A 12,808-nucleotide genomic window follows, 5' to 3' on the forward strand; every position below is an offset into this window, starting at 1 on the left:
CGCTCCCGTTAGCCTGGAAAACGTCAAGCGATCGGCAGGATCAGGCAATGAATCGGCAGGATCGAGCATCGCCCGGTCCTGTGTGAAAGTCAAAATGGGCGCATCGGATACGAAAGGACACTCACGATGCAACAACGCAAACTTGGCCGGTATGGGCTTACCGTCGGCGCCATTGCTTACGGTGCCATGGGCACCGCTATCGGTTACGGCCCTAGCGACGATCAGGAATCGATCAACGCGATCCGCCGCGCCCATGAGCTCGGCGTCACCCACTTCGATACTGCCCGCATGTATGGCTGGGGTGAAGGTGAGAAGCTGCTTGGCATCGCCCTGCGGCCAATTCGCGATCAGGTAACGATCGCAACGAAGTTCGGCCTGACGGAAAGCTACGCTCCCGACTCCCGGCCGGAGACGATCCGCCAAGTTGTCGAGTCCAGCCTCAAGAACCTGAACGTCGAAATTATCGATTTGCTCTACCAGCACATCCCGGACCCCAACATTCCGATTGAGGACGTCGTCGGCGTGATGCAGGAGTTTGTCCAGGCTGGTAAAGTAAAATATCTCGGCCTTTCCAACTCGGATGAGGACACCATCCGTCGCGCCAGTGCTGTGGCCCCCATCTCCGTGAAGCAATACCAGTATTCCATTTTCGCCAGGGATGTGGAACCGCTGCTGCCGGTCCTTGAAGAACTGGGCATTGGACTGGTGGCCTATTCCCCCTTGGCGCGTGGTTTCCTGACTGGCCACGTAACATCTCGCGATCAATACGCCGCCGACGATTTCCGGCAGAACCTCGGTTGGTGGGCGCCGGCGAATTTCGCCAGGAACGTCGAGATCGCAAAAGAGCTCACCTCGCTCGCCACAGCGAAAGGCGTCAGCCTCTCACAGCTTGCGTTGGCCTGGCTGCTCGCGCGAAAGGACTACATCGTGCCCATCCCAGGCTCTCGCAACCCGCAACGAGTGTCGGAGAACATTTCCGCCAAGGAACTCGTACTAACAGATGCGGACCTCAAGCGGATCGATGAGATCACTCCAAACGGGGGTATAGGCGGACGAATTTGGGGTGAGTAGGGTCAACTTGATCGATGTCGGCAGCTGTTTGCTCGACCTGCCGCGCGATCATACGGGTTCGATAGTGCGCTCTCCTAAAAGGGTCGAGCGCCCTATTCGTTTGGCGTTGGGCGATATCAAAGACGGCGCATTGTCCTGGATTTCCCGCAAGCCTTTTTAGGAGGCCTGAAGAGATCTTGCCGATCCGTCGTCGGAAGGCCGGTTTGTCTGCGAGGAGGGCTTCTATCTGAATTACGGGCAAGCGCTTTGTCTGTGTTTCGACGTGCAAATTTAAAATTGGACGCCGATAAGGGGTGAATTTTGGACACGATGACGTAATTGCTCGCCTTCGTTCTTCGAATGACGCTCAATATTTGAGCCCCATTTTCGAAAGAGATCCGTATGAAACACTATGTTGGACTGGACGTATCGCAACGAGAAACAGCTGTTTGTGTCGTGGATGACACCGGAAGACGGGTCTTCGAGGGCAGAGCCAAGTCGAATCCCCGAGCCCTAGCGGAACTGATCCCAAGGAAAGCGCCGTTTGCGGAACGCATCGGCTTTGAAACGGGAGCTATGTCGAGCTGGCTATGGCATGAACTCAAGCGTATCGACCTCCCTGTCGTCGGCATCGACGTACGGCACGCGAAAGCCGCATTATCAGTGCGCATGAATAAGAGCGACGAGAATAATGCCCGTGGCTTGGCGGAGTTGGTTCGCATCGGTTGGGATGATGTCCCAGGGAGTGGTGTAGCTTCGGCGTTCGCCGTGCCTTCCGGGCAGAGCCGGGACTGGATCAGCTTGCCGCAGCAGGCAGGCTGATGATTGGATCATCGCTCATTGTGGCGATGGTCTCAAGGGTCATGTATCGGGAGCGCTGTACGGCCCATTCGTCATTCTGTTCGAGGAGCAACGCGCCGACGAGCCTGACGATGGCGTCCTCGTTTGGGAATATGCCGACAACCTCGGTTCGGCGCTTGATCTCGCCGTTCAGTCGCTCGATAGGGTTGGTGCTGTGCAGCTTCGTCCAGTGCTGACGGGGAAAGGTCATGTAGGCCAGCACGTCTTCTTCGGCACTGTCCATGAGGGTGGCAAGCTTCGGTACTTTCGGCCTGATCTGATCGGCGACATTGCGCCATTGCTGGCTGGCGGCCTCTGGTGTGTCCTGGGCAAAGGCCGTGGCGATGAAGGCGGAGACCACCCGTCGACCGCTCTTTCCGGCATGGGCGAGCGCATTGCGCATGAAGTGGACCCGGCATCGCTGCCAGGTCGCGGAGAGAACCTTCGAAACGGCGGCCTTGATGCCCTCATGCGCATCGGAGACGACCAGCTTGACGCCGCGCAAACCCCGCCGTGTCAGCTTGCGCAGGAACTCCGTCCAGATCGGCTCGACCTCGGAGGTGCCGATCTCCATATCCAGGACCTCGCGCCGCCCATCGGTGTTGACGCCGACGGCGATAATGACGGCGACCGAGACGATGCGGCCACCGCGGCGGACCTTCAGTAAGCGCGATTTTCCCGGCACGTTGAGCCGCCCTTGAGCGACGGTGTCTTTCAGACGGACGCATCCGGGGGATCAGGCCGGAGCAGTTTTGGCGAAGTTGAATGGCAGCAGATCGTCGATATCGGCGTTTTCGGCGCGCTGAGGCAATTCGGTGAGGACGTGGCGCAAGTAGGCCAATGGTTCGACGCCGCAGGCGCGGCAGGTCAGCACCAGGCTGTAGACGATGGCGCTGGCCTTGGCTCCATCGACGGTATCGCTGAACAACCAACTTTTCCGGCCAGTGGCAAAAATTCTGATGTCACGCTCCAGAAGATTATTATCGATCGGCATGCTTCCGTCCTCGGTGTAGCGCGTCAGATAGTTCCACTGGTTGAGGGTGTAGGACACGGCGTCGCCGAGCTTGCTGTCGGGCAAGACCTTCGGGGCGATGTCGTCGAGCCATGCCTTGAGAGCGTTGAGGATAGGGACACTATGTTGCTGGCGGAAGCGGCGGATGCAGTGATCCCGCGTTTCGCCGTCGTCGGGGATTTCGTTGCGCGCCTGCGTTTCGACCCGGTAGAGCTGTTCGAAGAACTTGAGGGCTTGTTCCGGCGGCCCGCCGGGTTTGTTTCTCGTCTTGAGGGCATTGACAAAACGCCGTCTTGAATGGGCCATGCATCCAAGATGGGTGGCACCGTCGAGTGTGCGCCAGGCGGAATAGCCGTCGCTCATCAAGATGCCGCGATAGTCGCCGAGAAAGGCCTGCGGGTATTTCTGGCCACGGCCTGGCTGATAGTCGAACAGCACGATGGGCTCATCACTGTCCTGGCCGCTGCGGTAGGCCCACATGTATGACTCGTCGGTGGCTTTCCGGTCTTTCTCCTTCAGCACCTGAACCGTGGTCTCGTCGCCATGGATGAGGATTTGCGATCCGAGCCGCAGCTTCAAGGCGTCGTAGATTCGGCAGAGATGCTTCTCGCTTGAACCGATCACCCAGTGGCCGAGAGGCCACGGCTGACGGGAACACCTGCGCGCTCGAATGCCTGCGCCAGGCGGTAGAGCGGCGTGCCGTCGACATATTTGTGGATGAGCGCGAAGGCCAGCGTCGAGGCTGTGGCGATACTGCCTGGCAAAGGTTGCGCGGGCATCGGCGCGATCACGATCGGCGTGTTGATGCCGGTGCGGTCGCAATGGCGGCAGGCATATTTGAACCGCACATTCTGCAGGACCTTGGCCTTCACCTCGATATGAAGCTGCTCGGTAATGGTCTCGCCCATGCGATGCATCTGATTGCGGCAGCAGGGACAAGCCTTCTGATCGTCGGCAAGATCATATTCGACGCGCTCGCGTGGCAGGCTTTCCGGCAGCGGTCTGCGGCCGCGCTTCTTTCCCGGCGCGCTTTCGACAGATGGCAAACCGGTATCCGGGAGGTCGGCGACATCGTCATCTTCGCCGCCTTCATCGGCAACCTGCTCGGCTTCATTGAAGAGACGGTCAATGTGCTTTTCGCTCTTCGGCGCAAAACGATGTGAGCGCGCAAGCGCCAGTTCTTCCTCGAGTTTGACGACGCGCTCTGTGAGCTGACGGTTCTCCGCCTCAAGCGCAGCAATGTGCGCCATCAACTCTTCAACAGTCGGTTCGCCGGTTCGATTCATCGGATTCTTGAATCGAAAGCGCTCCGCCGCGTCAACCACTCAATTCGGGAACCGTCAGCCTGCGACCTGATATTGCCGCACTGGATGTCGGACCATGGCGTCGATATCGATGCCGTCGAGAATCCAGTGCAATTGCTCGGTCGTAAGCTGGACAACCGTGGCCTCGCGGCGCGGCCATCGGAACTTGTCCTCCGTCAGCCGCTTCAGCACCAACACGAAGCCCGACCGATCGAAGAACAGGAGCTTCATCCGATCGCGGCGGCGATTGCAGAACGCAAAAACCGCCGGCGCAAACGGATCGAGCGCCATCGTCTCCTGAACCAGCACCGCCAGGCTGTTGATCCCAGCCCGAAAGTCAATCGGCTCGCGGTGCAGATAGACTTGAAGATCAGCGCCCAGCCTGAACATCACCCAACGCTCCGATAACCGCCGTCAATGCATCCACATCACCGCATTCCAGCGTCAACTTCACGCCGTTCGGCAACGACGCGCTCACCTTGGCTGGAGAGAAAAAAGGCGCAGCCCTTTTGGGTTCCGACCCACGCACTTCATCACAGGCCGCCGGCAAATCCATTACAACCATGCTACTCTGTCGCGGCAGGCACCGATCCGCAGCACTCTCAATCTGAACTGGGATGAACGCTGGTGGCGAGGACGGCGGGACGGATTGGGTCTCCTTGGCGCTCTTCACCCACTTGCGCAGAAGGTTCGCATTGACCCCATGTTCGAGCGCAAGCCGCGACACTGAGACCCCAGGCTCAAGGCAGGCTGCGACAAGCCGCTCCTTCGACGCGGGGTCGTAGCGGCGTCGCCCGCTCCGGCCCACAAGCCTTACCTGCAGTTTCTGATCATCTTCTTCCATGACTTGGTGTCCACCTATTTTGGTGGACACCTCATGCCTCAACACGCTCAATGGCAAAAGGTGCGGGGAAATTCGCGCTTACGACCTTCAGATACGTGGCGTCGATCCACAGATAGGGCCAGTCGCCCTCGATGGGCCTTTCAAGGAAGGCCTTTACCTTGTCGTCGATCTCCTCACACAGGCGGGAAACCTGGCTTTTGGAGATGCCGCTCATGCCCATCGCCTTGACCAGATCGTCGACGGAGCGGGTCGAAACGCCTTGGATGTAAGCCTCTTGAATTACGGCGGTCAGAGCCTTCTCGGCCATGCGACGCGGCTCGAGAAAGCTCGGGAAATAGGTGCCGGTACGAAGCTTCGGGATACGCAGCTCCACGGTCCCGGCCCGTGTCTTCCAGTCGCGCTCGCGGTAGCCGTTGCGCTGGGTAAGCCGAAAGGCGTTCTTCTCGCCGTAGCTCGCGCCGGTCTTCGCACCGACCTCCAGCTCCATAAGCTTCTCGGCGGCAAACCCGATCATCTCGCGAAGCAAATCGGCGTCGGCGCTCTTCTCAACAAGCGAGCGCAGGTTCATCATCTCGTCGGTCATCGGTGGTCTTTCCATCAGGTTGGTCTTCGACAAACCGACCCTACCGGAAAAACACTGATGGCCACCGCTACCCTGCTACACCACTCCCTGGGACATCATCTCGGTTGGTACAGAGAGGTGAGGTAAAGAGTGCCGAGCGCCAGCAGGTTCGCTCCCTCCTCGTAACGCGCTCACGCCTGGTCGAAATAGGACGGGCGATAGAAAACCAGATCCGAGCGATGGTGAAGGAGTATCGACTGCTCTTCGAACGCGCCATTGAATCGATGTTTCGGCGCAAGGTGGCGGAATTGGTCGATGCCGAACACACTCTCCAGGATGTCATCGCACCACTGCTTTCCATTCATGAACAAGTTTGCGGCGAACAGGAGAAGCTCGACAAGCGGATCGCCACTCTTGCACGCGCCGACGAAACAACCCGTCGGCTGATGACCGTGCCAGGCATCTATAACGGCGAGCAGAGTGCGCGCTTGATCTAAAACAGTGACTGATCGGCTGAGATTTTCGACTTTGGACATGGTAGGCTACCTTTCGGGTTGATCGCACGACGAGCGTGCCACCTCGGCGCTTCCCCGCATAGCTTCTCATGCCTCAGCTCACCCTCATAAAAGGTGTAGTGAAATTCGCGCTTTCGAATAACGAAGGCCAAGAATTAGAAGAATTAGCCGGGCGTTTTCCACGGATCATCGCCGTAGGTTCGCTCTTCGCGGATCGTCCCATCGCCCTTATGCAAAACAGCTTGAGCCAGCGCACCCCTTGTTGTGAGCAGCGCGACCGGCAGCAGTCGCGGCACTCTCCGCTTCGGCTTGGGACTTGTGGGTGGAAACTGTCTTCCTCACGACGTGATTTTCAAGCCCTCCTTTGAAGGCAACGAATGGAAGACCTCTCGCTTTGCCATGGACCTTACATCCTATCTAGTTAAGATGGTGCTAAAGTACAATCTTAACGATTGTCGGTCGAGGCGTGACAAGAGAGAGCGAATCTGCTTCTTCCTACTTAAAGCATTTTGGAAGGCGCTAATATGGATGGAGCAGAAAACGATCTGCGTTTGATCGCAGTTATGCGGCGCTACTTCGCTGTTAAGGAGGAGCTCGCAGATTTGAAGTTCTCGCTTGAGGATAAGCGAAAAGCGGCCGGAATTGCGGTAGGTGATTTTTATCACGTCCGCACTGAAAACGAGCATGCCGACGATGTCAGTCGCACGGTCACGCTAAGAAGGGAGATGGAGTTTCTAATGCGCCTCGCCGAAGGCTGGTCGCGGGGAGACATCATTCATCTCGCTCCATCAGCCGATTGATCGGGCAAGCGCTCAGGATATTGATAGGGCTGAACCTATCCAGCGGCCAATCAACGCCACAGATGTGGATCACGTCCAACCGCCAAACAGAGGCGAACAGCCTCGCTCGACCGAGCAAGGCTGTTCCTTGTCAGTTGTTCAGTGCATCTTTCAGCGCCTTGGCCGGCTGGAAGGTGAGCTTCTTCGCAGCTGCAACTTTGATCATAGCGCCGATCCCCGGATTGCGCGCTTCACGCTCCGGCGTGTCCTGTCGGGTAGGAACGACCCGTTGCCGGGTCGCTCCTCCCTAAGAACCGTACGTGCGAGTTTCCCCGCATACGGCTCAAGCCTCCACTAAGCCCTGTTTGACCAGAGCCGCCAGTTCCTGTCTATCGGCAGAGTGTGCGGTTTCCCCAGGCCGATCCGTAGTTTCCGACGGCAGACCACGCCTTGCGGCGAGGTAGCGGTCCCACATCGGATTGAACGGATTCGCTTCGGCTCGGATTTTGCAGTGACGACGAATAGGAACGTCGGATGCATGGAGTAGCCGCCGAACGTGATGTTTCCGGCACGATCCTTCACTGCTGCGCGGAATACCCAGTCTCGCGTGCCTTCGCGGGCGAAGTAGCGATGCTTCACCCACCGACGTGGCTTATCTGGCTGCCTGCGACATGCCCACTGCCAGAGACACTTCCAGATGAGATGCTCGACCTTGCGGAAGGTCTACTTCGCCACCTGGTTGTGATGATAATTGGTCCATCTTCCATTCCGTCCAAGGCCATGTTGGCGAGCGTGGGCGAGATTATTCCACCTTGCGGCGTTCCCGCTCGTGTCGCGTACCAATCACCATCCTGCATGTAGCCGGAGTCCAGCCATTTCCGGAGCACCGCCTTGTCCGTAGGGATGTTGGCGATGAGCCAGTCCTTGCTGATTTCGTCGAAGCAGCCAGCAATGTCTGCGTCCAAGACCCATTCCGCCGTACCACGCCCGCGCAGTGCAATGTAGCACTGACGAGCCGCATCACGGGTCGCTCGAAACGGACGGAAGCCGTACGAGTTTGGGTCTGCCGTGGTTTCCGCAACAGGCAGCAGGGCGAGCAGGTGAAGTGCCTGCATTGCTCTGTCCTTCATCGTCGGAATACCCAGCGGACGGAGCTTCTCGCTGTTTGCCTTCGGGATATATACCCGCCTCAACGGCAGAGGGCGGTACCCACGCCGTTTGAGCGACAATAATCCTCTGATGCACTTATCCGGTGTGTCCCAGATGATCCGGTCCACTCCGGGTGTCCTCTTGCCCTGATTTTCGGTAACCCGTTTCACAGCAAGCGACTTGCCGCTGAACGAGTGGGTCAGTAGCCGCTGCAAGGCTTGCACCTTGCCCCAGCGACTTTCCCGAACTGCCTTCGCAATACGCATCTGCAGCCGTCGCACGTGTTGGTAAGCCTTGCGCCAGTCGATCTGGCCCCAACTCACCGTTTCGCGGGAGGCCGCACCAGTCACTGTTGTGACCGCCATTTGCCTGTCCTCCTCCGAGGGTTCTGCACATTCTCTCGCGACGAGAGACCCGTCAGAAGTTTGCTCCCTTTCGGGCGGGGTGATGTTGGCAAGCCGCAACCCCTATCCGGATCATTACAGCCCGGCGTTCGCTTTCTCCGACATCCTCTGCCCGCACCCCCAACAGCTTTCCTTGCGGTCGGCCTGCCCGCTGCGGGGCGGAGATACGGGTTTACCGTGTTTCACCTAGATAACGTGGGCGGGTTAGATCCTGCCTATCCGCCGGCGGTCCTGTTGTCCGTGTGCCTCCAAAATCAAGGGAGACATCCGACCGCGCACCTTTTGGTCCAAGCCTGTCAGCATCTTTGGCTTGTCAAATTTCACGACGTTTATCAGCAGTTCATTTCCATTGATCAATACCACCCAGCCTAGCGCCCCATCCGCGCTGATGCTCGCAGAAGATACCTACGCCTCACGGTCTCGGCATGGCCCGAAAGCCCGGCTACATTGTCCCGGCAGCTTCACACCGGACCGTTACCAGTCCCGCATGTGCCGGTAGGCTACTGATGACGGAACATCAGGTTTGTCCCAGAATATAACTCCTGTACAAACAATTACTTAGGCGACTATCACGTCGCACTGACCTTAAACTTTCCGAATCCCGGGATGGACGTCTCTGCGCCGGAGGTCGCTGCGGCGGTAATAGATGCGAACACAGCTTCCACGACCGCCTTGCTCTGAGCCTTGGTGAGGTTGTGATCGACGGCGATTTTGTCTGCGATTTCGTTGGTAGTGGTCATAACGGTTCCCCTTATTGAACACGGGGTCATAGGTTTCATTCGCGATGGTTGTTGTCACCTGCCTCCGCGTTCGAAAGGCACTGAATCCGGCCATTTCCACAAGTTCCGACGGGTCGATAGCCTTTCGCGTACTTTTTTGCACCCCAAGTCCAGCAGGTGCTTGCAGGAGCGCAGCATTATTTGTGTTCTCATGGTTGAGCACGGAGCTGCATGTCGATGACGAAGAAATTGCGGATTATCTCCTCAACAGGGCTGCAAATCTCTTCAATCTTGAAACAGCCGCGATAGTCGATTCTCGAGGAACTCACTCTGCCGGAGCAGGTCATTGGCGGGGAAACGGCGATGAGAAACACTACTGCCTTGCACCAGCAGGGCTATCGGCGTACCCGTCGTGGTCTCCAGCCGGGTTTCGGATGGGCTGCTGCTTTCAAGCTATCGCGGCGGCGGTCATGATCTTGCCGATGCCGGCGCCAGTCATTCCTCGACACTAAGGCCGGGGCAGGCGAGAATCCTTTGGCAACTCTCGTCGCCTCCGGCGCGACGCCCGAGTTGATCGAGCAGGCATTTGCAGATTTCGCCTGCGTCAGGAAACCCTGAACCTCAGCCATGCGAGCCGACCGTTGAATGACGGCGGGGCCGTCCGGTGCAACTGCAACAGTGATGTAGTGGGCGCAGGCGAACGGAGGAGCGCTGTTGAGACATGCCGCTCGCGGATTGCACTTATTCAAACAATCAATTTTACGCAGTGTCTCGAAGGCCTTAAAAATCGCGGAACGGACGGAGTTTGAAAGAAGCTTAAGCGGGTCATCGGATCCGCGATCTTGGCGCCGATTGCGGACCTTTCGGCAAGTCACTAGAGACGAGTGTCACTGCGTAAGTTCGCAAGACTATCTTGGCTTTGTCGCAGCCGGGCAGGCGCCTAGGCCTGCCCGGCTGAATGCTGCCGCCTCCGGATGCAATTGAGCTGGGGAATCCTTTCAGGTTTAGGGCAGCAGGTTAGAGCGTGCGCGATGGCGGTAAGGGAACGCCAATTAGCGAGAGGATCCCGCTGTATGCTCGCAATGAGGTCAGCGTATCGACCCTTGCTGTTGGTGGCAGATGATTTGGTTTCGATCCACGATTGAGGTGAAGCATGTTGTATAGCTTCCTGCTTGCGTCCTGGGGGACGTCGGGTAATCTGGGCCCGTTGCTGACTATAGCTCGACAACTACAAAAGCACGGCCATAGCGTCCGCATCATGGCTGATCCAGAGATGCAGCATGAAGTGGCCGCGGCGGGTTTCGATTTCGTGTGCTGGCGTCGTGCCCCGACAGGGACAGACGCGGATCCGACTTGCTTTTCAGACATGCGCGACTGGTTCCAAAAGGCGGTGTTCGGCCCTGCGCCAGCCTATGCAGCCGACGTCCAGGATGAGATCGGCCGCATACCGACGGATGCTGTCATTGCCATCGATATGTTGTTCGGTGCCGTGTTGGGCGCCGAAGCCGCTGGCGTGCCCATCGCAATGTTGTCACCCCATGTGAGCCTTCGCCCTTTGCCAGGAATGCCGCCGGCAACCAGCGGATTGGCGCAGCCGGAGACGCCAGAAGAGCGGATCGCGATCGCGGCGGCGAACGAAAATTGGGCTGGCTTCTTAAACGAATTCCTTTCGCTTCTAAACGAGGCGCGTGCCGGCCTCGGTCTGTTCGGTTTGGCCAGGACGGTGGATTTATTTGAGTGTGTCGATCGGCACTTGCTCGCGATCAGCCGGACTTTCGATTTTGCGGCCGACCTCCTACCGGACAACGTTCGTTACGTTGGGCCTCTGCTGGAGCAACCAAATTGGTCAAAGAGCTTGAAGGCACCTTGGCCTTCGGACGCCGATCGACCTCGAGTGCTCGTCGCCTGCAGCTCCGGCGCTCAGGGTCAAGACGACTTGGTCCAACGGATCATTAGCGCGTTGGGTGCGCTGGACGTGTACGCGGTTGCGACCATCGGGCCTCATGTTGAGGCGCGGAAGCTGGTTGCCCCCGCGAACGTGCATCTATTGCGCGGCGCACCGCATGACACAGTGATGAAGGAAGTCTGCCTTTTGATAACGCAGGGCGGTCACGGCACCGTCAGCCGGGGGCTGATAAACGGTCTACCGCAATTGGTGCTCCCCAACGGACGCGACCAAGGGGATAATGCTGCACGAGTTGTGTCGAAAGGAGCTGGTCTACGACTACCCCCGAGTGCTAGCGAAGCTGAGATCGCCCATGCCGTCAGTCGGCTGCTACAGGAGCCCCGCTATCGCGATGCGGCACGCCATTTGGGCGATGGCATTAGAGCTGAAATCGCCGCCTCCTGTCTCGTTGATAAATTGGAGGCTATGGCGGCAAATAGACCCATTGTCGGATCGGCGACCTGATGCGGATGGTCTGACCGTGCATTCGGATTGTTCGAATTCATCATCGGTGCCCTCAGATATCTTCCCTACGGGGATTTAGGCATCGATGTCATTCGTTCGATGCTCCCTACCATGCAAGGCAATCTTCGTCGCCCGCCTGGGCCGCTCACAGAGTTCATCGTGCTCCAGTGTTGCCCCATTTGCCCCGGGGCATTCTCTAATCGATCACATCAGTTTGCGATCGGCAAACCATTGCCCTTGCGGTCCGACTGCCGTCCGTTGGTTGTTCCACTCTCTTTATGACGCACACCATCTACCCGTGGCCGGCGAACCCAGAAAAAGGAGCCGAACCTCATGAATGTAGCCGAATTGAGACCCATCCTGATGAACCGCAGCGGGGTGCGCCTTGCGCACTTCGAAGCAATATCGGCTTCGCCCCTAAGTCCCCCGATCGTCCTCATTCACGGCTGGACCGGCGATCACAGGATATTCGCGCCGCAGATCGAATATTTCGCTAAAAGTCGGCACGTCATGGCGGTAAACCTCCGCGGTCACGGAGACAGCGATGCCCCGAAGCAGGAGTACACGATCGAGGGGTTTGCTGACGACGTAGCGTGGCAATGCGGCGAGCGGAACCTGGAGAAACCGCTGATTATCGGGCACAGCATGGGTGGGTCGGTCGCACTCGAGCTATGCGGCCGCCATCCGGAGCTCGCCTCGGGCGTGGTGATGATCGATTCTATCGTCACGCCCCGGTGGGCGCTACGCGACAGACCTGAAATTGGCGAGTTCCTGGATGAAATTTCGAGCTCAAACTATCGGGAGGTATTGCAGAAAAACGCATGGTCGATGGCCCTCAACTACGACGCTCCTTCCAGGCGCGAGAGTATCCACAACACTTACATCCGCGCCTCGTGCGAGAAGACACCGCAGCATGTGGCCTATTCTGCAATGCGCAATTTCATGCTCGACTATGATGCGTCTCCTGCGGCAACGCGTTGCAAGGCCCCGATGGCCTACATCGCTGCCGATGTCCCGGTGGTGAGCGCTGCATGTGATCTCGACTGGCTAGAGGCTCGCTGTTCCCAGCTTGTTTCGGCCAAGACGCTGTTGGCTGGCCATTTCAACACCATCGAGGTAGCTGACCAGGTCAATGCAATGCTTGACCGCTTCTTAGCAGTCGGCCTTAGGCCGCGCCCCACCACCCGGATGTAACGGATATACATGATAGACTATTCTAC

At 58.2% G+C, this 12,808-nt stretch carries 8 protein-coding genes and 7 pseudogenes; 7 read left to right on the plus strand and 8 right to left on the minus strand.

Going from position 1 to position 12,808, the window contains the following annotated elements:
- Nucleotides 1-126: 126 nt before the first annotated feature.
- Nucleotides 127-1,071, plus strand: coding sequence for an aldo/keto reductase (locus QA646_RS27300; RefSeq protein WP_283060887.1), 945 nt, complete (start codon nt 127-129; stop codon nt 1,069-1,071).
- 381 nt (nt 1,072-1,452) lie between these two features.
- Nucleotides 1,453-1,872 carry a transposase gene (locus QA646_RS27305; RefSeq protein ID WP_283060888.1) on the plus strand — a complete coding sequence of 140 codons (420 nt, stop codon included), beginning with the start codon at nt 1,453-1,455 and terminating at the stop codon, nt 1,870-1,872.
- Here the strand turns inward: QA646_RS27305 and QA646_RS27310 are convergent.
- The 5 genes and pseudogenes from QA646_RS27310 to QA646_RS27330 all read right to left on the minus strand — a co-directional run.
- Nucleotides 1,847-2,554: pseudogene (locus QA646_RS27310) on the minus strand (IS256 family transposase); the annotation flags it as partial. The gene QA646_RS27305 and the pseudogene QA646_RS27310 sit on opposite strands and share 26 nt — an antisense overlap.
- 72 nt (nt 2,555-2,626) lie before the next feature.
- Nucleotides 2,627-4,188 (minus strand): annotated as a pseudogene (locus tag QA646_RS27315) (IS66 family transposase).
- Between the two features lie 54 nt (nt 4,189-4,242).
- Nucleotides 4,243-4,596 (minus strand): IS66 family insertion sequence element accessory protein TnpB, encoded by a 354-nt coding sequence (gene tnpB / locus QA646_RS27320; protein WP_283060889.1) that lies wholly within the window; start codon nt 4,594-4,596, stop codon nt 4,243-4,245.
- A complete protein-coding gene (locus QA646_RS27325; protein WP_283060890.1) occupies nt 4,577-5,050 on the minus strand; it encodes a transposase in 474 nt (157 codons plus the stop codon). Before QA646_RS27325 ends, tnpB begins: the two co-directional genes overlap by 20 nt.
- 82 nt (nt 5,051-5,132) lie before the next feature.
- A pseudogene (locus QA646_RS27330) lies at nt 5,133-5,633 on the minus strand (transposase); the annotation flags it as partial.
- 104 nt (nt 5,634-5,737) lie between these two features.
- Here QA646_RS27330 and QA646_RS27335 point away from each other — a divergent pair.
- The gene (locus QA646_RS27335) at nt 5,738-6,109 is read left to right on the plus strand and encodes a hypothetical protein (RefSeq protein WP_283060891.1); all 372 of its coding nucleotides are present in this window, start codon (nt 5,738-5,740) and stop codon (nt 6,107-6,109) included.
- A gap of 542 nt (nt 6,110-6,651) precedes the next feature.
- The gene (locus tag QA646_RS27340; RefSeq protein ID WP_283054562.1) at nt 6,652-6,927 is read left to right on the plus strand and encodes a hypothetical protein; all 276 of its coding nucleotides are present in this window, start codon (nt 6,652-6,654) and stop codon (nt 6,925-6,927) included.
- 130 nt (nt 6,928-7,057) lie between these two features.
- Here the strand turns inward: QA646_RS27340 and QA646_RS27345 are convergent.
- The 3 pseudogenes from QA646_RS27345 to QA646_RS27355 form a co-directional block, all read right to left on the minus strand.
- Nucleotides 7,058-7,177, minus strand: a pseudogene (locus QA646_RS27345) (HU family DNA-binding protein); the annotation flags it as partial.
- Nucleotides 7,178-7,249: 72 nt separating this feature from the next.
- Nucleotides 7,250-8,420: pseudogene (locus QA646_RS27350) on the minus strand (reverse transcriptase N-terminal domain-containing protein).
- Between the two features lie 620 nt (nt 8,421-9,040).
- Nucleotides 9,041-9,199 (minus strand): annotated as a pseudogene (locus QA646_RS27355) (HU family DNA-binding protein); the annotation flags it as partial.
- Between the two features lie 379 nt (nt 9,200-9,578).
- Here QA646_RS27355 and QA646_RS27360 point away from each other — a divergent pair.
- The 3 genes and pseudogenes from QA646_RS27360 to QA646_RS27370 form a co-directional block, all read left to right on the plus strand.
- Nucleotides 9,579-9,796: pseudogene (locus QA646_RS27360) on the plus strand (asparaginase); the annotation flags it as partial.
- Between the two features lie 640 nt (nt 9,797-10,436).
- Entirely contained in the window at nt 10,437-11,588 is a 1,152-nt protein-coding gene (locus QA646_RS27365) for a nucleotide disphospho-sugar-binding domain-containing protein (protein ID WP_349254278.1), read from the plus strand.
- 333 nt (nt 11,589-11,921) lie between these two features.
- Entirely contained in the window at nt 11,922-12,782 is an 861-nt protein-coding gene (locus tag QA646_RS27370) for an alpha/beta hydrolase (RefSeq protein ID WP_283060893.1), read from the plus strand.
- The last annotated feature ends 26 nt before the right edge of the window (nt 12,783-12,808 follow it).

The sequence above is a fragment of the Rhizobium sp. CB3090 genome, from assembly GCF_029714285.1.
Lineage (GTDB): Bacteria > Pseudomonadota > Alphaproteobacteria > Rhizobiales > Rhizobiaceae > Rhizobium.